General features: G+C 39.8%; 17 protein-coding genes. 12 read left to right on the top strand and 5 right to left on the bottom strand.

The features are described from left to right. Positions 1 to 179: 179 nt before the first annotated feature. A complete protein-coding gene (locus H5092_RS10465; RefSeq protein ID WP_182733460.1) occupies positions 180 to 2,903 on the top strand; it encodes an insulinase family protein in 2,724 nt (907 codons plus the stop codon). Between the two features lie 54 nt (positions 2,904 to 2,957). Further along, positions 2,958 to 5,210, top strand: a complete 2,253-nt coding sequence (locus tag H5092_RS10470; RefSeq protein ID WP_154903373.1) for an EAL domain-containing protein — start codon at positions 2,958 to 2,960, stop codon at positions 5,208 to 5,210. Here the strand turns inward: H5092_RS10470 and H5092_RS20700 are convergent. Continuing rightward, entirely contained in the window at positions 5,207 to 5,401 is a 195-nt protein-coding gene (locus H5092_RS20700; RefSeq protein WP_024604473.1) for a hypothetical protein, read from the bottom strand. The two genes, H5092_RS10470 and H5092_RS20700, sit on opposite strands and share 4 nt — an antisense overlap. A 139-nt stretch (positions 5,402 to 5,540) precedes the next feature. Next, positions 5,541 to 6,113: an elongation factor P-like protein YeiP gene (gene yeiP, locus H5092_RS10480; RefSeq protein ID WP_002962153.1), complete on the bottom strand. Its 573-nt coding sequence runs from the start codon at positions 6,111 to 6,113 to the stop codon at positions 5,541 to 5,543. Positions 6,114 to 6,307: 194 nt separating this feature from the next. Here yeiP and H5092_RS10485 point away from each other — a divergent pair, with 194 nt between their 5' ends. Continuing rightward, the gene (locus H5092_RS10485) at positions 6,308 to 6,694 is read left to right on the top strand and encodes an MmcQ/YjbR family DNA-binding protein (protein WP_024596739.1); all 387 of its coding nucleotides are present in this window, start codon (positions 6,308 to 6,310) and stop codon (positions 6,692 to 6,694) included. Between the two features lie 35 nt (positions 6,695 to 6,729). Here H5092_RS10485 and H5092_RS10490 read toward each other — a convergent pair whose 3' ends face one another. The 3 genes from H5092_RS10490 to fadI all read right to left on the bottom strand — a co-directional run bounded on the left by H5092_RS10490 (position 6,730) and on the right by fadI (position 10,831). Beyond that, positions 6,730 to 7,239: a GNAT family N-acetyltransferase gene (locus H5092_RS10490; protein WP_024596740.1), complete on the bottom strand. Its 510-nt coding sequence runs from the start codon at positions 7,237 to 7,239 to the stop codon at positions 6,730 to 6,732. Positions 7,240 to 7,313: 74 nt separating this feature from the next. Beyond that, positions 7,314 to 9,521 (bottom strand): fatty acid oxidation complex subunit alpha FadJ, encoded by a 2,208-nt coding sequence (gene fadJ, locus H5092_RS10495; RefSeq protein WP_182733461.1) that lies wholly within the window; start codon positions 9,519 to 9,521, stop codon positions 7,314 to 7,316. Then, entirely contained in the window at positions 9,521 to 10,831 is a 1,311-nt protein-coding gene (gene fadI, locus H5092_RS10500) for an acetyl-CoA C-acyltransferase FadI (protein ID WP_004335629.1), read from the bottom strand. The genes fadJ and fadI overlap by 1 nt, the downstream gene beginning before the upstream one ends. 306 nt (positions 10,832 to 11,137) lie before the next feature. Between fadI and H5092_RS10505 the strand changes: the two genes are divergently transcribed. From H5092_RS10505 to H5092_RS10545, 9 genes are all read left to right on the top strand, one after another. After that, positions 11,138 to 12,094, top strand: coding sequence for a MoxR family ATPase (locus tag H5092_RS10505; protein ID WP_007377762.1), 957 nt, complete (start codon positions 11,138 to 11,140; stop codon positions 12,092 to 12,094). Between the two features lie 3 nt (positions 12,095 to 12,097). Further along, the gene (locus H5092_RS10510; protein WP_004335626.1) at positions 12,098 to 13,042 is read left to right on the top strand and encodes a DUF58 domain-containing protein; all 945 of its coding nucleotides are present in this window, start codon (positions 12,098 to 12,100) and stop codon (positions 13,040 to 13,042) included. 2 nt (positions 13,043 to 13,044) lie between these two features. After that, the gene (locus tag H5092_RS10515; protein WP_004335624.1) at positions 13,045 to 13,479 is read left to right on the top strand and encodes a DUF4381 domain-containing protein; all 435 of its coding nucleotides are present in this window, start codon (positions 13,045 to 13,047) and stop codon (positions 13,477 to 13,479) included. Then, the gene (locus tag H5092_RS10520; RefSeq protein ID WP_008138638.1) at positions 13,472 to 14,458 is read left to right on the top strand and encodes a VWA domain-containing protein; all 987 of its coding nucleotides are present in this window, start codon (positions 13,472 to 13,474) and stop codon (positions 14,456 to 14,458) included. Before H5092_RS10515 ends, H5092_RS10520 begins: the two co-directional genes overlap by 8 nt. Further along, entirely contained in the window at positions 14,458 to 16,389 is a 1,932-nt protein-coding gene (locus H5092_RS10525) for a VWA domain-containing protein (protein WP_182733462.1), read from the top strand. Before H5092_RS10520 ends, H5092_RS10525 begins: the two co-directional genes overlap by 1 nt. Next, the gene (locus H5092_RS10530) at positions 16,383 to 18,041 is read left to right on the top strand and encodes a BatD family protein (protein WP_182733463.1); all 1,659 of its coding nucleotides are present in this window, start codon (positions 16,383 to 16,385) and stop codon (positions 18,039 to 18,041) included. Before H5092_RS10525 ends, H5092_RS10530 begins: the two co-directional genes overlap by 7 nt. Positions 18,042 to 18,102: 61 nt before the next feature. Beyond that, positions 18,103 to 18,660 carry a sigma-70 family RNA polymerase sigma factor gene (locus H5092_RS10535; RefSeq protein WP_032827217.1) on the top strand — a complete coding sequence of 186 codons (558 nt, stop codon included), beginning with the start codon at positions 18,103 to 18,105 and terminating at the stop codon, positions 18,658 to 18,660. Continuing rightward, the gene (locus H5092_RS10540) at positions 18,660 to 19,412 is read left to right on the top strand and encodes a DUF3379 family protein (RefSeq protein ID WP_138489429.1); all 753 of its coding nucleotides are present in this window, start codon (positions 18,660 to 18,662) and stop codon (positions 19,410 to 19,412) included. The genes H5092_RS10535 and H5092_RS10540 overlap by 1 nt, the downstream gene beginning before the upstream one ends. A gap of 164 nt (positions 19,413 to 19,576) precedes the next feature. Then, positions 19,577 to 20,431 carry a Tim44 domain-containing protein gene (locus H5092_RS10545; protein WP_182733464.1) on the top strand — a complete coding sequence of 285 codons (855 nt, stop codon included), beginning with the start codon at positions 19,577 to 19,579 and terminating at the stop codon, positions 20,429 to 20,431. Positions 20,432 to 20,439 lie beyond the last annotated feature (8 nt).

Consider the following 20,439-nt stretch of genomic DNA (forward strand, 5'->3'; position numbering starts at 1 on the left):
GATTAAAGAATATAAAACAGTAGCCAGTTTGCCCATTTGTCAGCTATATTAACAACATAAATCTATTTATTTCTAAATAATTCTTTCATGAGATTCAGGTAAATCTTTAAGCTGTATTTCGCTTTCCTGAAGCCATCATCTGTTGTTAACAAGTAAACGTTTAGTTTCAGGAGCATCATTTGAATATCAGCCGCAATGATAACAGAGCATACCGCGCCTTTACACTGGACAATGGTCTAAAAGTACTATTAGTGCAAGATAAAGATTCTACAAAAGCGGCAGCATCAATGGCAGTTAACGCCGGGCATTTTGACGATCCTCTTGATAGGCAAGGCCTAGCACACTTTTTAGAGCACATGCTTTTTTTAGGCACAGACCAATACCCAGATTCAGGCAGTTTTAATAATTTTGTTTCGCAAGCTGGCGGGAACACTAATGCGTGGACTGGCACTGAGCATACCTGTTACTTTTTTGATATTAATAACCAAGAATTTGAACAGGCGCTTACCCAATTTAGCCGTTTTTTTATTGCGCCACTTTTAAATTCAGCCGAAACAGAAAAAGAACGCAACGCAATTGAAGCCGAGTTTAAACTAAAAATAAAAGACGATGGTCGCCGTATTTATCAAGCCCACAAAGAAACGGTAAATCCAGCTCATCCATTTGCTAAATTTTCTGTAGGAAACCTACAAACCTTAGCTGACAGAGAGCGCTGTATTAGTGATGAGCTTCGCGACTTTTTTAATAGTCAGTACCAAGCTCAGTGGATGACTTTAGTTATTTGCGCAAACGAAACATTAGACACACTACAAAGCTGGGCACAAACTTACTTTGGCGCAATTAAGGGTAATAAAAACCTCAAAAAGCCAGAGATCAGTGAGCCACTTTATCGCAAACAAGACATAGGAAAAACACTTCATATTGAGCCGCATAAGCATATGCAAAAACTTATCATAAGTTTTGCTATGCCTAATATTGACGACTTTTATCGCCACAAAACAGTGAGTTTTATTGCCCATTTACTTGGCTATGAAGGCGCGGGCTCTCTTTATTCTATTTTAAAAGAGCAAGGCTGGATAAACGCGCTTTCTGCTGGCGGTGGTATTAATGGCAGTAACTTTAAAGATTTTAATATTAGCTTAGCGCTTACCGATGAAGGTATTGAATACTTCGAAGACATTATTGAAATGGTGTTTGAATATATTTGCTTAATTAACGATAACACCGAAAAATTGCCGCGCTTATACCAAGATAAAAAAAATCTATTACAAATAGCATTCGATAACCAAGAAAAGTCACGCTTGATTGATTGGGTCAGTAATTTAAGCATTAATATGCAGCATTACGACGAAGCAAATTACGTGCAAGGCGACTATTTAATGGAAGGCTTTAAAAAAGCGACCCACGAAATGGCCATGCAGTGGTTAACGCCACATAATATGCGCATCGTACTTATACATCCAGATGTAGAGCCTGAACATAAAACCGCATGGTACAACACACCATATAAAGTAGAACATATTTCACCTAATTGGCTTGATGCACTTAGCGAGATAAATAAACCGCTGAGCGAAATGCTGCTGCCTACCGCTAATCCTTATTTGACAAAAGAAGTGGTGTTATTTGATGTCATAAAACCACAAACAAAACCCGAGTTATTAGTAAAAGAACCCGGTTTTGACTTTTGGTTTAAACAAGACAACACATTTCGTGTTGCTAAAGGTCATTTTTATTTGGCCATGGATTCTGATTTTGCCGTAAAAGATGTAAAGCATATGGCACTCACCCGCTTATTTACAGATTTATTTATGGATAGCGTAGGCGAGCAATTTTATCCTGCAGAACTTGCAGGACTTAGCTACCACTTAACCTCGCATCAAGGTGGATTAACTCTACATACCGCTGGGCTTTCATCCAGTCAGTTAGAGCTTGTTGATCAATTAATAGATGCTTTATTTAATGTAGAAATTTGTGCAAAACGCTTTGCTGAATATAAAAAACAACTTGTAAGGCATTGGCGCAATAGCAACCAAAACAAACCAGTCAGTGAGTTATTTAGTATTTTAGGCGCAAAAATAATGCCTTGGAACCCTCAACCTGGGGAGCTTGCATCGGCATTAAAAAACACCTGTTTTCAGCAATTTAATGAGTTCAGAACAGACTTTTTTAAAGCACTACATGTTGAATCATTTTTACATGGTAACTGGCAGCAAAGTGATGCATTAGCCTTTCAAAAAAAGGTCGCCGAACACCTAAAAAACGCAGCCATAATTGAAGATTTAAGACGCCCCCTTTTTGAAATTAAAAAAGTAACTCGCTACGAGTTAGAACTTCCTTGTAGCGACCATGCCATGGTAGTTTACTATCAGGCGCAAACGGATTGCGTGGCCGAAAAAGTAAAAATGATGGCGTTAAATCATTTAATTAATCAAGATTACTTTAACGAATTACGAACAACACAACAGCTAGGTTATTTAGTGGGCGCAGGTTATGCACCTTTTAATACTCGTGCTGGAATAGCATTTTATGTGCAGTCACCTAAGTTTGATGCAAAAACATTATTGCATCGTCATAACAGCTTTATTAAAAAATACCTTGATAACATTGATGCACTTGATGAAAACGATTGGCAACAGCAAAAACATGGCCTTAGTACTCATATTGCAGAAAAAGATAAAAACTTGCGCCTGCGCTCACAACGGTTATGGCTTGCTATTGGTAACAGAGATCACGAATTTCATATGCAGCAGCGACTTTTAGATGCCCTAAACGCACTAACACTAAGAGAAGTAAAAGTTTATGCACTAAGCCTATTTGATGATAATAGACCAAGATATGAGCTTTTAAGCTCGGCGAAAGTCAGTAAATCTCAAAATATGCCCGTTTACTCTCAATCTCTTTGACTCTAGGTTTAGCTTGTTTTAAATTATCATTTGTAAATTAGAAGTAATCAAAAAATGATAAAAACAATAATAAAACTAAGCATGCTTGTAGTACTTGCTTACTCATTTGAGCTTTTTGCCTTTGAGTCATCACTTAATTACAACTCAGACAATATACTTATACTAGCAAGCGCCATTATATCGCTTGCTTTGCCCTACCTGTTATTTGTAATCCATAAACTTAGACGTTCACGCCGCCAACTTCGACTTTCGGAAAAACGCCTTAAAAGTACCGTAGAAGGTAGTGGCGATACGCTTTGGGACTGGAACATAAAAACAGGCGAAGTTATTCGTATTAACGATAAGTACTTAATGGATTCAACTACCTTAATGGGGTTTCCACCAAATAAAGGCCTTATCCATCCTCACGATATTAATAACGTTGAGCACTTGCTAAAAGTGCACTTTGCAGAGCAGTCTGCTTTTTTTGAAGCCACCTACCGAATCAAAGATACTTTTGGTCGTTGGCACTGGGTGCTCGATCGTGGAAAAATAATTGAAAAAGACGCCAACTTATCCCCCCTTAGAATGACGGGTACCGTTCGCGATATATCACAGTTAAAATCAACTGAAGAGCGCTTAAACCTTTTTGCAAAATGTGTTGAGTCGCTTACTGACGCCTTAGCAATTTACGATAAAAACTTTAAACTGGTTGATATAAACCCTAGCTTTTTAACCTTGTTTGGTGGCGTACGCGAACAATACTTAGGAAAAGATTTTAGCCTATCTGGGTATGAGCCAAGCTACACAAACAGAATTATTGAAATAGTAAAAGAGCGCGAACATATTCAACAAGAAGTGAAGCTTCGTAATAGTGAGCGTATTTTATTACCGATAGAAATATCCATAGATGAAATTAAAAACGATCAAAATCAAATAACTAATTATGTCGTTGTATATTCAGATTTAACAGAGCGTAAAAAAGCAGAATCGCAATTACATAACTTATCGAATCGAGATCGCACAACCAGTCTGCCTAACCGAAATTTATTTTTTACTGATTTGCATAAACTAGTAAAACTCAATTCGCATCACGCCTTGCTTGTATTCGATTTAGATAACTTTAAAAAAATAAATGACTCGTTAGGACATCAGCTAGGTGACAGTTTATTAGCTAAACTAGCAATGCGCTTAAATAAACTAACCCGCGAAAATGATGTGTTTTATCGTTTAGGCGGCGATGAGTTTGCTCTGGTAATGTCTGACACTAACGACATACATGTAATTACACGCATGGCTAAACAGTTTTTAGCAGCCATTGCTACACCATTTAAAATGGCAGGCCACGAACTGGCAATCACCTCAAGTGTAGGTATTGTATTATTCCCTGAAGACGGTAATACGCCTGAACTGCTTTTAAAAAATGCAGATACCGCCATGTATCATGCTAAAAAGAAAGGTAACAGCTACTTATTTTTTAACGACACGATGAACCGTCAAGCCGTTAAACGACTGCAAATTGAAAACCTCATGCGCTTTGGTTTAAAAGAAGACCATTTTGAAGTGTACTACCAACCAAAAATGAATATTCGCACAGGCAAGCTAACCGGAATGGAAGCGTTAGTGCGCTTTATTACACCCAAAAAAGGCATTATTAGCCCTGGTGTATTTATACCTATAGCCGAGGAAACGGGCCAAATAATTGAAATTGGTGAAGTGGTATTAAACAAAGCCTGCAGAGACGTAAAAGAATGGCTAGATAGCGGTTTATTTAGCGGTCGAGTAGCCGTTAACTTATCAGCAAAGCAATTTAGCCTCCCCGATTTAACCTCTCGTATTGACGTTATTTTGCAAAAAAACGAATTACCTTCATACTTTTTAGAGCTTGAAATAACAGAAGGTACTGTAATGGATGACCCTAAAGAAGCCATTGCAATTATGCGTTCGTTAAGTGCCCGAGGTATTCATTTAGCAATGGATGATTTTGGTACTGGTTATTCATCATTAGCGTATTTAAAGCAATTTCCGCTTAATACACTTAAAGTAGATAAAGCATTTATAGATGACATGACCAACGAACGTGGCCGTAATATGGTCGACTCAATAGTCACTATTGCGCATAACCTTGATTTACATGTAGTGGCTGAAGGTGTAGAACAAGCCCATCAAATTGATATACTCAAAAAGCTTAATTGCGAAACAGTACAAGGTTATTATTATTCCAAGCCACTATCAAAAAGTGAATTTACTGAATTTTTAAAGCAGCAACAAACTAAAGCAGCCCCAAGCTTAATTAGAAAAAATAAAAATGTGGCGTCGATAAATTAAGGGCGCCATATACACGCATTTATTCCTACATTTCTAACTAAAGCGCGACGATAATGTAGATTAAACAAGCACCAGGCTACAGGTCCAAGTAAACCGCCTAAAATCAGCCATCGTTTAATTGGCATGCCTTTTTTAATGGTTTCTAAATACATTAAAGCTATAAATGCACTGCTTAGTAAAACTATAAACAAAGCTCCCCCTTAAAGTTGCTCAAAAATACGGCGCTTATTCTAACGCTAACGTGATTAAATTTAAAGCAACAAATCCCCGCGCACAAAAAAGCCGAACCTGTTAAACACAGATTCGGCTTTTAAAATTATAATTTACGCGTTACTTTTCAGCACGACCCATAAATTTGTGTTCAACAGTATTAATACGGATACGGTCACCTGTTGAAATATGCTCTGGCACAGAAATATTTAAGCCAGTAGACATACGTGCAGGTTTTGAACGAGCACTTGCAGATGCACCTTTAATAGATGGGTCTGTTTCTTCAACAACAAGTTCAACACTTGACGGTAAATCAAGTCCTACTGGCGCGCCATCAATAACAATGACGTGTACGCCTTGCGTTTCTTCATTAACAAATAAAATTTCTTCGCTAATAGCATCTTTGTTTAAGTTGTAAGGCGTGTAATCTTCATTATCCATGAACACATACTCGTCGCCATCAATGTACGATAGCATTACTTCACGGCGTGTTAAATCAGCCAGCGTTAGCATGTCACTGTCTTTAAATGTTTCGTCAACTTTACCACCGGTTACCACATCGTATAAACGCATACGGTATAAACTACCACCAGCACGACCTTGCGGCACAGAGCGCACAATATCTTTTACAACTAAAACGCGGCCATTGAAGTCAATAGCAGTACCTTTTTTAACATCACTCGCCTTTGGCATGTGTGAATTCCTATTATTTTTTTGATTGGCAGAAACATACCACGAACTGGATTTTGTTCAACTAAAATTACGTTGGTTTTACGCTACATGTTGTATTAGCTTGTAAAATTTTAATTTATACTAAAATACATATAATCAAATGTGAAAAAAACTGCTATGGTAGCTTTACCGAGTATGACTTCAAGGAATGGATCATGGACCAGAAAAAAGTACATGAGTATTTAGTTAAAAAACCACTTGTTCAGGTTACAAAACCATTTGCGCAAGAGGTTGATGTATATAAAGTGAATCATAAAATGTTTGCGACTCTTGCTATTGGCAATGACGGTCAAACTAATGATGATGGTGAGGTTATTTGGTGGCTTAACTTAAAATGCGATCCTGATGAAGCAATATCATTGCGTGATACTTTCCCGGCAGTGATCCCTGGTTACCATATGAATAAACGCTTATGGAACACAGTAATTTTAGACGGCACAATTGCACAAAGTGAAATTGAGAGAATGATTGATAACTCATTTAATTTAGTCGTAGAAAATATGCCAGAAAAAGACCGCAAAGCTATCGCACTTCACTTGTAGCACTTTTTGGGCTAGGCTACTAGCCCATTAAAACCTTAAACCTTAAGCGTATAAATTAAATCGTCATATAACTTTTCGCCTATTGTATGCACTTTAAAAAGTGTATCGGTATGGGTTAAGCCACACTTACTAAGCACCTTTTCAGAACCAATATTGCCACGCGTTACGACAGCTTTAAACTGCCTAATACCACATTCTTTCCAAGCCCAATCAATCACAGCTCTTAAAGACTCTGTCGCGTAGCCTTTATTAAAATACTCTGGCAATAATAAATAACCAAGCTCTGCGGTTTCTCCGTCATAGGCAAAGCCTGTAACACCCACTGGTTGTTTTGTTTTATTATTAATAATGAGTAAGCACAGTGGGTGGCGTGATTTAGTATTCCACTTAGGTAAGCGTATCTCAAAGCGGTTTCTTATCAGTGACTCCATTGGCATATCAAAACAATACTTAAGGACTTGAGGATCGCGATGAAGCGCTAGAAAAAGAGGCCAATCAGATTCTTCCATTTGGTACATGCTCAATCTTTGTGTAAATAATGTCATTAAGCTCCTCATTTAAATATTAAAAATCATAAAAAAACCGCATCTAAATGCGGTTTTTATAAACAGTAGAAACTTTATTCTTTTGTTTCAATCTCTTTAGTAACTTCAGGCTCAGTGACACTTTGCTCTTGTGGCTCAGTGCTTTGTACTTCAGGAGCTACAACCTCAACAGTTGCTGCATTATAAAAAGTAGTACCAGAGCTTGCCATTGTTACCAGTGACTCACATGGAGCAAAGTTAGCATCGCTGTTAGCTAATGTAGACATATCAGAGCTTATTTTACTTGCGCCTAATTTATCCATATAGCTAAACGGGCCACCTAAAAATGGTGGGAAACCAATACCAAATATTGCACCAATGTCGCCATCACGAGGGCTTGCAATAATGCCATCATCTAAACAGCGTACTGCTTCGTTAAGCATTTTCGATACACATCGCTTAGCAATTTCGCTTTTGTTTAAACGTGGAGCTGGGGTAACACCCAATAGTTCGTAAACTGACTCATCAACCTTTTTGCCTTTTTTGTCGTATTCATAAAAACCACGACCGGACTTACGGCCAAGGCGTTTTGAATCAATCATACGCATAAATGCATCAGGGCCTTTAAAACGCTCACCTAATTCTTTTTCAAGAATTGAAGCAATTTTAGAGCCAATATCAATCCCTACTTCATCAAGTAGAGCCAGCGGTCCTACCGGAAAGCCAAACTCAACTAGGGCTGCATCAATCTTTTCAATTGGCTCACCCGCAAGCATTAAATTAGCAGCTTCGTTTAAGTAAGGCGCTAAAATACGGTTTACGTAAAAACCGGCCATGTCTTTTACAACAATTGGCGTTTTGCCTTGCTTACGTGCAAAGTTAACAACGCGAGCAATAGTCTCTTTAGATGTACCTTCGTGTGGAATAATTTCCACTAATGGCATTTTTTCTACTGGTGAAAAGTAATGTAAGCCAATTACATTTTCAGGACGTGCTGCCTGCGCTGCAATTTGCGAAATTGGTAATGATGACGTGTTACTAGCAAAAATTGTATTTTCTTGGCATTGCTGCTCTACGTCGGCAACCATACCTTGCTTAAGCGCAAGATCTTCAAACACCGCTTCTATTACTAAATCAATGTGTTTAAAGCCGCTGTAGTCTGTTGTACCTGTAATACGGTTCATTGTTAACTGCATATCAGCTTTAGACATAATACGGCGCTTAAGGCGCTTGTCTAAAATTTTGTAGGTGTAGCTCATTGCATTACTAATGCCCTGCTCTGCTACATCTTTAATACGTACCGGTACTTTAGCTTTAACAGCACTTACGTGCGCAATACCTGCGCCCATTAGTCCACCACCTAAAACAGCAGTTTTGCTAATTGCGGGTGCGTCATCATTGCGCCACTCTTTTTTCATTTCAGTGGTTGCAAAGAAAATACCGCGAAGCGCTTTCGATTCGTCACTCATTACAAGTGTTGCAAAGCTTTCAGCTTCTGTTTTATACGCTTTTAGCTCATCAAGCTCTACACTAGCACGCACAGCTTTAATAATAGCGAGTGGTGCTGGGTAGTGCCCGCCCGTTTTTTTAAGTACGTTTTCTTTAGCTTTTTTAAAGATAAAGTTACGGCCAAACGGGTTTGACTCTAGTAATTTACTAATATTGTCGAGCTTTGGCTCTTTTGCTTGTGGCTTTTTCTTAGTCGCAAATTCTTTTGCAACTTTTAGCAGCACACTGTGTGGTACACAGTCATCAAGCACGCCTGCTTTTTTAGCTTGCTTAGGGCGAATTTGTTTACCTGTTAGCATCCACTCAAGTGCTTTTTGAATACCAACAATTTTAGTTAAGCGCTGCGTACCGCCGCCACCTGGTAGTAAACCAAGTTGCACTTCTGGTAAGCCAATTTTTGTTAAATCGCTGTCGGTACCAACACGGTAGTCACACGCTAAAGCAAACTCTAAACCACCACCTAATGCAGCGCCATGAATCGCACTTACTGTTGTGTATGGCAGTTTTGTCATATCAAAAAATGCTTGATGGCATAGTTCGCTAATAGCTAAAGCATCATCACGCTTTTGAACGCTATCAAGCATTTTTACATCGGCGCCCGCGATAAAGTTATCGGTTTTTCCGCTTATAAATACCATGCCTTTTACATTTTGCGACTTAGCGTCTTCTAATAATGCTTTTAAGTCATCGGCAAAACTACTGCGCAGGGTATTCATTTTCTCCCCTGGCACATCAATCGTTACTACGGCAATTTTGTTTTCATCTACCGCTAAATTAAATACTGAATCAGTCATTACGCGCTCTCCAATACAAAGGCTGCACCTAAACCACCAGCAGCACAGGCTGTTGTTAATGCCAAACCGCCACCACGACGTTTAAGCTCGTGTAAGCTTTGCGTAATTAAGCGTGCACCTGTTGCTGCAAATGGGTGACCATATGCTAAAGAGCCGCCGTTAACGTTAAACTTATCCATGTTAATTTCGCCAATTGCTTTGCTGCGACCTAAATGCTCTTGTGCAAATTTGTCTGAGGCAAACATTTTCATATTGGCAAGTGTTTGCGATGCAAACGCTTCGTGCATTTCAATTAAATCTAAATCAGCAAGCGTAATACCCGCTCTATCTAGTGCAATAGGCGTTGAATGAGCTGGGCCCATTAACATGTCTTTTTCTACGCCAATTGCCGAAAATGCAAAGCTACGTACGTAACCTAATATTTCATAGCCAAGTGCTTTTGCTTTACTTTCGCTCATCATAAGTACGGCCGCTGCACCATCAGTTAATGGTGTTGCATTTGCAGCGGTAACAGTACCGTGCTGACGGTCAAAAACAGGTTTAAGCTTGGCGTAGCCTTCAACCGTTGAGTTTTTACGAATGTTGTTGTCTTCTGAAATAAAGCTTTTATATGGCGGTAAATGCGCCGTCATTACTTCATCTTTTAACTTACCATCAGCCCATGCTTGCGTTGCAAGTGAGTGAGAACGATGCGCTAACGCATCTTGATCTTCACGGCTAATGTTGTGTGTTTTAGCCATTTGCTCAGCAGTTTGCCCCATTGAAAGGCCTGTTGAGTACTCTGCAACTGCAGGAGGCACTGGTAATAAGTCTTTTAAACGCAGTTTTGAAAATATTTTTAAACGTTGACCAAGCGTACGCGCTTTATTTAAATCAACTAAGCTGCCTGCTAGCTTTTTACTTACACCAATTGGCAATACTGATGACGAATCTGCGCCACCTGCAATACCTACACTTACAGATCCCGCCATAATAGACTCAGCTACATTAGCAATAGCCTGAAAGCTGGTAGCACATGCGCGCGATACAGAATATGCATCAACCGATACAGGCATACCTGTGCCCAATACAATTTCACGTGCAATATTTGGCGCTTCTGGCATTTGTACTACTTGACCAAATACAAGTTGATCAATTTCTGACTTATTGAAATTTAATCGTTCAAGCATTTCGTTAACCACCAATTTACCCATATCAAGTGCTGGTACATGGTGAAACGCTGTTGCTTGTTTTGCAAAAGGTGTACGTAAGCCGCTAACGATGGCAATACGGTCGCCCTTTGGTGTTTTTAGTATGTTTTGCTCAGACATTTATGCTCTCCCGCTGACAGGTCTGACCTGTTTGTTTTCCTCGATTCTAAACAACCCGTGCCCTAAAGCCAATAGATAAACACAAATTTATATAAACAGTGTTTAATTACGACTATCACAATAGGCTTTTTTAGACGCATTTACAAAGTTTTGTGGTACGCTAAAATTCGTTAAAAAATAACGAACTATTTTAAAAAATACAGTCTAACTCTTGAGTTACCCAATTATAAACCTTATAAATAGGTCAGTATTTATCACCTAACACTATTAGGTACAAACCCAGCTGACGAGGACAGTCCACTTATTATGGCAGCTAACGCATTTTCACAATTAAAAACGTACTTAGATACACAAATCATTGGCCAGCCAGAGCTTACTCAAGCGCTACTTATTGCTATTTTAGCTGATGGTCACTTATTAGTAGAAGGCCCTCCTGGGCTTGCAAAAACACGTGCAGTTAATGCACTTGCTAAAGGCATTGAAGGCTCATTTCAGCGCGTACAGTTTACGCCAGATTTATTACCAGCTGATGTAACAGGTACCGATATTTACCGCCAACAAACTAGCGAGTTTGTATTTGAAAAAGGCCCTCTTTTTCACAACCTAATTTTAGCTGACGAAATTAATCGTGCACCAGCCAAAGTACAATCAGCACTATTAGAAGCCATGGCAGAGCGACAAGTTACCGTGGGTAAAAATACCTATCCGCTTAGCGAACTGTTTTTAGTTATGGCAACGCAAAACCCGCTAGAGCAAGAAGGGACTTACCCGTTACCAGAAGCCCAGCTGGATCGCTTTTTACTGCACCTAAGTATTGACTACCCTGGCGCAGAGCATGAGCTTGATATACTGCGTTTAACACGCGGCGAAGCGCTTAACGAGCAACAACCAGTAATGCAAAAAATTAGTCAAAGCGATTTATTTGCAGCTCGTAAAGAAATATTAGGCCTCTATTTAGCAGAGCCACTTGAGCAATATTTAGTACAACTTATTATTGCCACTCGTGAAGGCGCTAAATTAGACGCGCAACTAGGTAGCTGGATTGAGTTTGGTGCAAGTCCGCGTGCAACAATAGCACTTGATAAATGTGCTCGTGCTCATGCATGGCTTCAAGGCCGTGACTTTGTAGCACCTGATGATATTCAAGCTGTTGTGCATAACGTACTGCGTCATCGCATTATTTTAAGTTACGAAGCCCAAGCCGATGGCATTACTAAAGATCAAGTAATAAGCCGTATAGTTGAACTTGTAGCCGTACCATAAGTTATGCAAAAACAATTAGAAACCCAAGCATGGCTCAAACAGAGCCATAGCCACGGTGTTAATTTAGCACTCAAAGAGCTGATGTATTACAAAGCCAAAGCGCAATTGCTTGAACTTGCCCCTAAGGTAAAAATAAAAAACACCTTAACAGGGCAATACCTTGCACCGCACAAAGGCCGAGGAATGGAATTTGCCGAAGTGCGACATTATCAGCAAGGTGACGATATTCGCTCTATTGATTGGCGAGTTACTGCGCGTACCGGCGAGACTCACACAAAGCTCTTTCAAGAAGAAAAAGAGCGCCCTGTGTTTGTGTTCACTGATTTTTCTAACTCAATGCTGTTTGGCTCAAAGTTACTGTTAAAGTCGGTGCAAGCTGCGCATATAAGCGCTCTTGTTGCATGGTCGGCGTGTCAGCGCGGCGATAGAATTGGCGGTATTGTGTTTAATCAGCACTCGCATTTAGAGCTAAAACCCAGCGCCCGTGAAAAAGCCGTGCTTAAGCTTTGTCATAATTTATGCGACAACCACCAGCAAGCGCTTAACAATATTGATAAAACAGCCACTAACAACTTTAGCGATAACCTAAAGCGCCTTAACCATTTAGCAAAACCAGGCAGCTTAGTGTATTTAGTGTCTGATTTTAATGCTCTGGATGATGCCAGCTTTAAGCAACTTGAAATATTAAGCCGCCACTGCGAGCTGATTGGTTGCCACATAAGCGATCCGTTTGAGCATCAGTTACCTGCGTTTAAGCAAGCCGTTACCGTTAATGCAAATGGTCAAGACTTTGCCCTACCATTAATGGATAACAGCTTTAGAGAACGCTTTGCTAAAAATGCTGAGCAAGCATTTAGCGCACGCTTTAATCGCCTAACTAAATCGGGTCTTAATTTAATATCATTCAATGCAGCAACACCGCTTGAGCTGCAATTAGTGAGAAAATAACCATGCAAACCAATCCACTCGATGGCCTGCACGATATAATAGCGCCAAGCCAAGTTAATTGGTGGCCACTCGCCCCTGCTTGGTGGGTTATTATTGCACTGCTGTTTTTAGCACTGTGCGCAGCTATTTATATATTTTATAAAAAACATAAATTTAAAAAGCCTAAACGCTACGCAATACAATTGAGTCAAAGTGAGCAAAACCCTCAGCAACTGCATATTATTTTAAAACGTTTAGTGATTGAATATTACGACAAGCGACTTGCTGCGCAATCTACCTCTAAATGGTGCACAACACTTAATACACTCACCGGTTTAAGCTTTACAGAACAAGAAATACTAAGCTTGTATAACCCCAGCCAAAAAGATACAACACTGTGCGAAAAATTTCGCCAAGGTATTAAGCAATTTAAAATAAAGGAGTCAGTAAATGTTTGAATTTAGCTGGCCATGGTTATTTTTATTACTACCCTTGCCTTTATTACTTTTACTATTAAAACCCGCAGCAAGTAATGCCAGTACGCGTTTACGTATACCCAGTTTTGCAAAGCACAATTTAACCAGCCAAAGCATCGAGCCACACGCACGACGTTTAAATCCCCTCGAGTGGATAATTTGGTTATTACTTGTTACTGCTGCTGCCAATCCAACATGGTTAGATGAGCCAATTTCATTACCAAATGAAGGACGCGATATAATGTTAGCAGTTGACTTATCAGGCTCGATGACCGAACAAGACATGGCTTATAATGGCCAATATGTTGACCGCCTTACCATGGTAAAAGCTGTACTCAGTGATTTTATAGAGCAACGTCAAGGCGACAGGCTTGGACTAATATTATTTGGCGACACCGCGTTTTTACAAACCCCGCTCACCCGCGACGTTAAAACAGTAAGTAAAATGCTCAGCGAAGCGCAAATTGGTTTAGTGGGGCGCGCAACAGCCATTGGTGATGCATTGGGTCTTTCGGTAAAACGCTTTGCCAATAAAGATGAAAGTAACCGAATTGTGGTGCTATTAACCGACGGACAAAACACCGCGGGCAATCTAAACCCAGAAGATGCCCTACTGCTAGCTCGCGAAGAAGGTATTAAAGTGTACACCATTGGTGTTGGCTCAGATAATCCGCGCGGCTTTAGTCTCTTTAATGTGGGAGGCTCTAGTGGCAGTAATTTAGATGAAAGCTTACTTAAAAAGATTGCCGAGCAAACTGGCGGATTATACTTTAGAGCTAAAGATGTAGCTGGCCTTCAACAAATTTACGCAGAGCTTGATAAGCTTGAACCTATTAGCGCTGATGAACAAACATTTCGCCCACAAAGCTCATTATTTTACTACCCGTTACTTATCGCTATTTTACTTATTAGCTTAAAAGTAATGCTTAGTACACTGCGTGCATTAAAGGAGCCAAACTAATGGATTTTGAATTTATTCGCCCCGCTCTTTTATGGTTACTCATACCTGCTGTGGCATTATTTTTTGTTGCCTTAATTAAGCATAAAAAAACCACCAGTGAGCAGCTAATTGCACCTCATTTAGCACAATTTATAATGAGCGAAGCAAATACTAAAGCCAGCCAGCCACTTTGGTTAGTTGCTTTGTTTTGCAGCCTTGGCATTTTATTTATTGCTGGGCCTAGTTTTGAGAAAAAACAAGTTCCTGTATTTCAAAGTAAAAGTGCCCGTGTAATTGTTATGGATATGTCGTACTCAATGTACAGCACCGATATTTTGCCAAATCGTTTAATGCAATCACGCTTTAAAGCGCTTGATATGATTGAGCTATTTAAAGAAGGTGATACCGCGCTTGTAGCTTACGCAGGCACGGCCTATGTAATTTCGCCACTAACAAACGATGCCACAACACTCAGTAATTTAATTCCAAGCTTAAGCCCTGAAATAATGCCAGACAAAGGCTCAAACGTTTTAGCCGGTCTTGATATGGCCAAAGAGCTATTAACGCAAGCGGGTTATATTGATGGCGACATTATTTTAGTAACCGACGGTATTGACCAACAAGAACAAAACGACGTGAGTAGCTTTACCAGTAACACCCAATATAGATTAAATATTTATGGTGTAGGTACCGCTCAAGGCGCACCAATTAAGTTACCTGAAGGCGGCTTTTTGAAAGACAGATACGGCCAAATTGTTGTACCTACAATTAATGCCTCTCAGCTTAAAAATTTAGCATCAAGCAGCGGCGGTAAATTTGCTAGTTACCAACCTAGCAATAACGACATAAATACGTTTGCTCCAAATGCGCAGAGTGAATTATTGAAAGACGAAAAACAAAGCCACGCACTTTGGCGAATAGATGCAGGTATTTACGGACTATTGTTATTACTGCCATTTGGTTTGTATTTATTTAGACGCGCTGCCTTGTTAGGCGCATTTTTAGCTTTTGGTTTTTTACCGCAACAAAATGCGTATGCCGTAGAGCTCCCTACTCTTTTGCAAAATGCAGATCAACGTGCATTAGAGGCTTACAATAATAAAGAATACGATGCAGCAACACAGGCGCAATCGAGTGAGTTAAAAGGCGCGGCGCTATACCAGCAAGGTAATTTTGATGCTGCACTTAATGAGTTTAGTAATGATAAGTCGGCTACCGGTTTATACAACTACGGTAATGCCCTTGCCAAAGCTGGCAAACTTGAGGACGCAATTGAAGCGTACAAACAAGCCCAAACCTTACAAGATGACTTTACGCAAGCAGCCGATAACCAAGCCTTAGTTGAGCAATTACTAAATCAACAAGAGCAACAAAACCAGCAAGATCAGCAAAGCGACGGCGACGACTCTCAAGACCAAGATGATAGTCAGAAAAAAGATGAGCAAAACCAAGGGCAGAATTCTGATGAGTCAAAACAGGATCAGCAACAAAATGGTGATAAAAGCGATTCTGAAAAAGGCGAAAACGAAAGTCAAAGCTCAAGCGATGAAAAATCAGATAAAGAATCTGAACAATCAAAAGATCAACAAGGTGAGCCTGGCGAGCAATCAGATAAGCAAAATGAGCCTGATATGCAAGCCCAGCCACAAAGCGAACAAGAGCAAAATAAAGAATCTGACCAGCCTAAAGAGGATGAGCAGCAACAAAGTAAGCCACAAGCAATGAGTGAGCAACCTGCCACTGATGAGCAAAAACAAAGTGCTCAGCAACAAGCGATGCAAGCCCAAGCAAGTGAGCTCACTAATGAAGAAAAAGAAAAAGCACAACAGCTTAATCAACTACTTAGAAAAGTCCCGGACGATCCGGCTATTTTATTACGGAATAAAATGCAATTAGAAGCCCAAAAAAGACAATACAAACGTCGCCCTACAGGAGTCGAAAAATCATGGTAATGCGATTATTTTGCTGTTTATTGCTATTAAGTGCGATGCCTTCGTGGGCTGCCACCAAATTAGAAGCCAGCGTAGATAAAAACCCTGTATTAGCGGGTGAATTTTTTATGCTTAATATATCGGTAGACGATACAGTTAAAGGCGAGCAACCAGACACCTCATTGCTGTTAAAAGACTTTGTTGTAGGCCCAACAAGCTTAAGCTCTCGTACCAACATTATTAATGGCAGCATTAATAAACAAACTACGTGGTCAGTTAAACTAATGACCCGTACAGAGGGTGATTACACGATACCAGCATTTAGCGTTGCAGGGTTAACCTCACAACCTATTAAGTTAAAAGTGGCAAAACGCTCAGTTGATGCAGATAAAAATAACGAAATATTTTTAAAAACGTCACTCTCGAGTAATTCATTATTTGTGCAAGAAGCCGGTGTTTACACTGTTAAGCTCTACCTTGCCAAAGAACTGCTTGATGGCAGCTTAAGCACACCAAGTATGGAAGATGCTCAGCTAACCCAATTAGGTAAACAAACTGAAAGTTATGAGCTAGTTGATGGCAAACGCTACCTTGTTATTACTCGTGAGTATTTGATTCAGCCACAAAAAAGTGGTGCCTACACGATTGCAGGCCCTGCGTTTCAAGGGCGAGTACAGCAAAATTACCGCCAACTGGAGGTATCTGCTCTTGGCGATGATCAGCAAGTAGAAATAAAACCAATCCCGAGTGACTATAAAGGTGCATGGTTACCAAGCGAATTGGTTAACCTTGATGAAGAATGGCAACCTAACGACAACACAGTAGAAGTAGGTACGCCTATAACTCGTACTATTACACTTACCGCGCTTGGAGTTACAAAAGAGCAATTACCTGAAATCTCTATGCCTACTATTGATGGCATACGCAGCTACCCTGATCAAAAAGAAAATAACAATGCAGTGCGAGACGGACGCGTTGTGTCGCAGCAAACGGCATCATATGCCTTACTGCCGCAAAAACCAGGTACTTATACTTTGCCTGAAATAAAGCTGCCTTGGTTTAATACCAAAATGAACCGTATTAGCGTAGCTACATTACCAAAGCGTACTATTACAGTAACGCCAAGTACTACCGCGCCTAATACAGCCATAGCAAACCCACAACCCAGCACAAATAATTCACCTACTCTTGAAAATATTTCGAATCAAGCAACTGGCACACAACCTATTGAAACTAAAAGTGATACTCCTCTTTGGTTAATAGTTGTTGCCGCTTTAGGGTATATTTTATGGATTGGTACTGTAATTTTTTACTTAATAAGCCGTTCTACTAAAAATACGACTGAAAAATTACAGCTAAACACCCGTGGTACTTCTCAGCCAAGCTTAAATGAGCTTAAAGCATTAGCTAAAACACACGATGTGAAAGCCTTTTACACCGCATTAAATAACTTTTCTGTAAAGGTGACCCATAAAAATGTTGGCGCGATTGATGAGCTCTGCATCCGTGTAAACAGCAGCGAGCTTAATGGTCTTATTAGCCAATTGCAGGCACAACTTTATAGTAATAAAGGCGCAAACACGGATCTTAATGCTATTATTAAAATTCTTGAGAACTATCAAACTCAGGCATCAAAGTCGCAACAAACTGTATTAAAAGACCTTTATGATTAATAACTACGAACCTCAGGTCTTTTTTTGCAATAACTAATAATTTTTAATTAAAAAAGTGCTTATGCTTGGAAAGAAAAAATCAAACAATCAGGTCTTAATCGATATGGCAGAGAAACAAAAGCGTTATGAAGCCTTGGTCCACGTTTACAATAAAGAGCTTTATCGCTTTGCTTATTGGTTATGCCGTGATCCGCACATAGCAGATGATTTAGTACAGGAAACGTTTTTACGCGCATGGCGTTCACTCGACTCTTTACTTGATCAAAAGGCAGCTAAACCTTGGCTGCTTACTATATTACGAAGAGAAAACGCACGCCGATTTGAACGTAAACAGTTTGATTACAGCGACGTAGAAAACGATACGCTTGTTGATGAAACCAGCCATTCATTAGACGATGAAATGGAACAAACGGTAATTCAACGCCAGATTGCACTGCTATCTGATGAATACCGAGAGCCATTATTACTGCAAGTTGTAATGGGCTGCTCTGGTGAAGAGATTGCAGGCATACTTAATTTAAATAAAAACACGGTAATGACTCGTTTATACCGTGCCAGAAATCAACTTAAAGAGGCTTTAAGCCGTGATGATGAACAACTTAAAGGGGCATCAAAATAATGGATGAACTTGAGTTTCGTCGCCGCACTATTGCGCAGCCAAACGACATTGACAAGGAGCTTATGGAGTTTGCTGACAATAACCCAGAGCGACAAAGTTTTATTAACGATATGAAAGATTTTGATAAATTCATTCAAGATTCTTTAGATATACCTGTGCCTGAAAATCTTGCAGACCGCATTCTTTTAAACACATCGTTAAAAGAAAAAGCACTCCAAGAAGAACAAGCAACTGGTAAAAACGTGGTTGATGCTCGATCGCGTTTTAAGTTTGATCGTGTACATCTTGCGTTAGCAGCGTCTTTTGTAGTGGCGATTAGTGCCTTCTTTTTTAGTACAGAGCAAAATATTGCACATGAAGCAGGTGAGCATGCGCTTGCCCATGTGTACTACGAAATTAATGCGCTTGATAAAAAAGAGCCCATTAGCCTACAAAGCGTCAACGACAAGCTTGCAGTATTAGGTGGTCATCTTGATGAACTTCCTGGCGCTGTAACTTATGCGATGTTTTGTGATTTTAAAGGCGAAAAAGGACTGCATTTAATATTTGAGTCTGACTTTGGTCCTATGACGGTATTTATAGTGCCTTCTGAAAATAAATCATTTGGTTTTGGGGATGACAACTTCCGCGATGAGCGCTTTGAAGGTCACATTAATCGTGGCTCACAAGCTGATACTATTTTAGTGGCAAGTCTTGGAGCACCTCTAGATACATATAACGAACGCGTTACTGGCGCAATTCGTTGGCTTTAAAATAGACAAATTTACCGCTTAGTTTCTACTGAGCGGTTTTTTGATTATATACTCACCAACAAAGCGTTTCTTCACTCCTCAAAACCTCTGATTTTTAAAGTAATTAATTAAATTCCTAAAGAAAGTAAATTATAATCGCGGCTCGATTTTAATTAGGGAATTTCATGAAGAACATCATCGTTATTTTTTCATTATTGGCATTGTTATGTACAGCCAGTTTTGATGCACATGCACGTAAAAAGTTTGGCAGCAGTAAACGCGGACAGACACCTGCAACACAACAAACAGCGCAAAAACAACAAACAGATACAACAACACCTACAGCTGCACCTAAAGCCACATCGAATAAAAAAGGCATTATGGCAGGCGTTTTTGGGGGACTTTTAGCGGGTGGCTTAATTGCAGCAATGCTAGGCGACGATTTTGAAGGTTTTCAGCTATTAGAAATGATTTTATTAGCTGGCGGACTCTTTATTTTATTTAAGCTAGTAACGGGCTTTTTACGTGCTAATCGTGCCCCACAACTTGCCAGTGCAAGTACAAGTGCTCAGCAAAATGCTTTTAAACAAGCACCTATCGAGCAACCAACAAGTACAGCCTTTGCAAGCAGCGCCCCACAAGGTGAAAGTGTGCCTTTTAATTTACCACCTAACTTTGACGTTAATGGCTTTTTGCAAGGTGCCCGTAGTCATTACCATACGCTACAAACTGCATGGAACAATGCCGATTACACCACAATGGCTGAATACTTAAGCCCTGCACTTGTTGCCGAGTTTAAAGCTGAACGTGAAGCTATACAAAGCGTAGAAACAGAAGTGATGTTTATTGATGCCGTACTTGTGCGCGCAGATACAAACGCGCAATCGTGGCAGATTAGTGTTCGCTTTAAAGGTAAGTACCGTGATTTAGGCGATAAAAAAGAAGAGCCTATTTTAGAAATTTGGCACTTAGAGCGTCTAATTTCAGACGATGCTCCATGGCTAATAGTGGGTGTTGAAGATTTAATTGATACTCAATAATTTTGTAT

The organism is Pseudoalteromonas sp. SR41-7, assembly GCF_014163935.1.
GTDB classification, from domain to species: Bacteria; Pseudomonadota; Gammaproteobacteria; order Enterobacterales; family Alteromonadaceae; genus Pseudoalteromonas; species Pseudoalteromonas distincta.

Coding starts and splice junctions, on each gene's coding strand:
- H5092_RS10470 (WP_154903373.1), top strand. CDS start 2,958: ATGATAAAAACAATAATAAAACTAAGCATGCTTGTAGTACTTGCTTAC.
- yeiP (WP_002962153.1), bottom strand. CDS start 6,113: ATGCCAAAGGCGAGTGATGTTAAAAAAGGTACTGCTATTGACTTCAAT.
- H5092_RS10485 (WP_024596739.1), top strand. CDS start 6,308: ATGGACCAGAAAAAAGTACATGAGTATTTAGTTAAAAAACCACTTGTT.
- H5092_RS10490 (WP_024596740.1), bottom strand. CDS start 7,239: ATGACATTATTTACACAAAGATTGAGCATGTACCAAATGGAAGAATCT.
- fadJ (WP_182733461.1), bottom strand. CDS start 9,521: ATGACTGATTCAGTATTTAATTTAGCGGTAGATGAAAACAAAATTGCC.
- fadI (WP_004335629.1), bottom strand. CDS start 10,831: ATGTCTGAGCAAAACATACTAAAAACACCAAAGGGCGACCGTATTGCC.
- H5092_RS10505 (WP_007377762.1), top strand. CDS start 11,138: ATGGCAGCTAACGCATTTTCACAATTAAAAACGTACTTAGATACACAA.
- H5092_RS10510 (WP_004335626.1), top strand. CDS start 12,098: ATGCAAAAACAATTAGAAACCCAAGCATGGCTCAAACAGAGCCATAGC.
- H5092_RS10515 (WP_004335624.1), top strand. CDS start 13,045: ATGCAAACCAATCCACTCGATGGCCTGCACGATATAATAGCGCCAAGC.
- H5092_RS10520 (WP_008138638.1), top strand. CDS start 13,472: ATGTTTGAATTTAGCTGGCCATGGTTATTTTTATTACTACCCTTGCCT.
- H5092_RS10525 (WP_182733462.1), top strand. CDS start 14,458: ATGGATTTTGAATTTATTCGCCCCGCTCTTTTATGGTTACTCATACCT.
- H5092_RS10530 (WP_182733463.1), top strand. CDS start 16,383: ATGGTAATGCGATTATTTTGCTGTTTATTGCTATTAAGTGCGATGCCT.
- H5092_RS10535 (WP_032827217.1), top strand. CDS start 18,103: ATGCTTGGAAAGAAAAAATCAAACAATCAGGTCTTAATCGATATGGCA.
- H5092_RS10540 (WP_138489429.1), top strand. CDS start 18,660: ATGGATGAACTTGAGTTTCGTCGCCGCACTATTGCGCAGCCAAACGAC.
- H5092_RS10545 (WP_182733464.1), top strand. CDS start 19,577: ATGAAGAACATCATCGTTATTTTTTCATTATTGGCATTGTTATGTACA.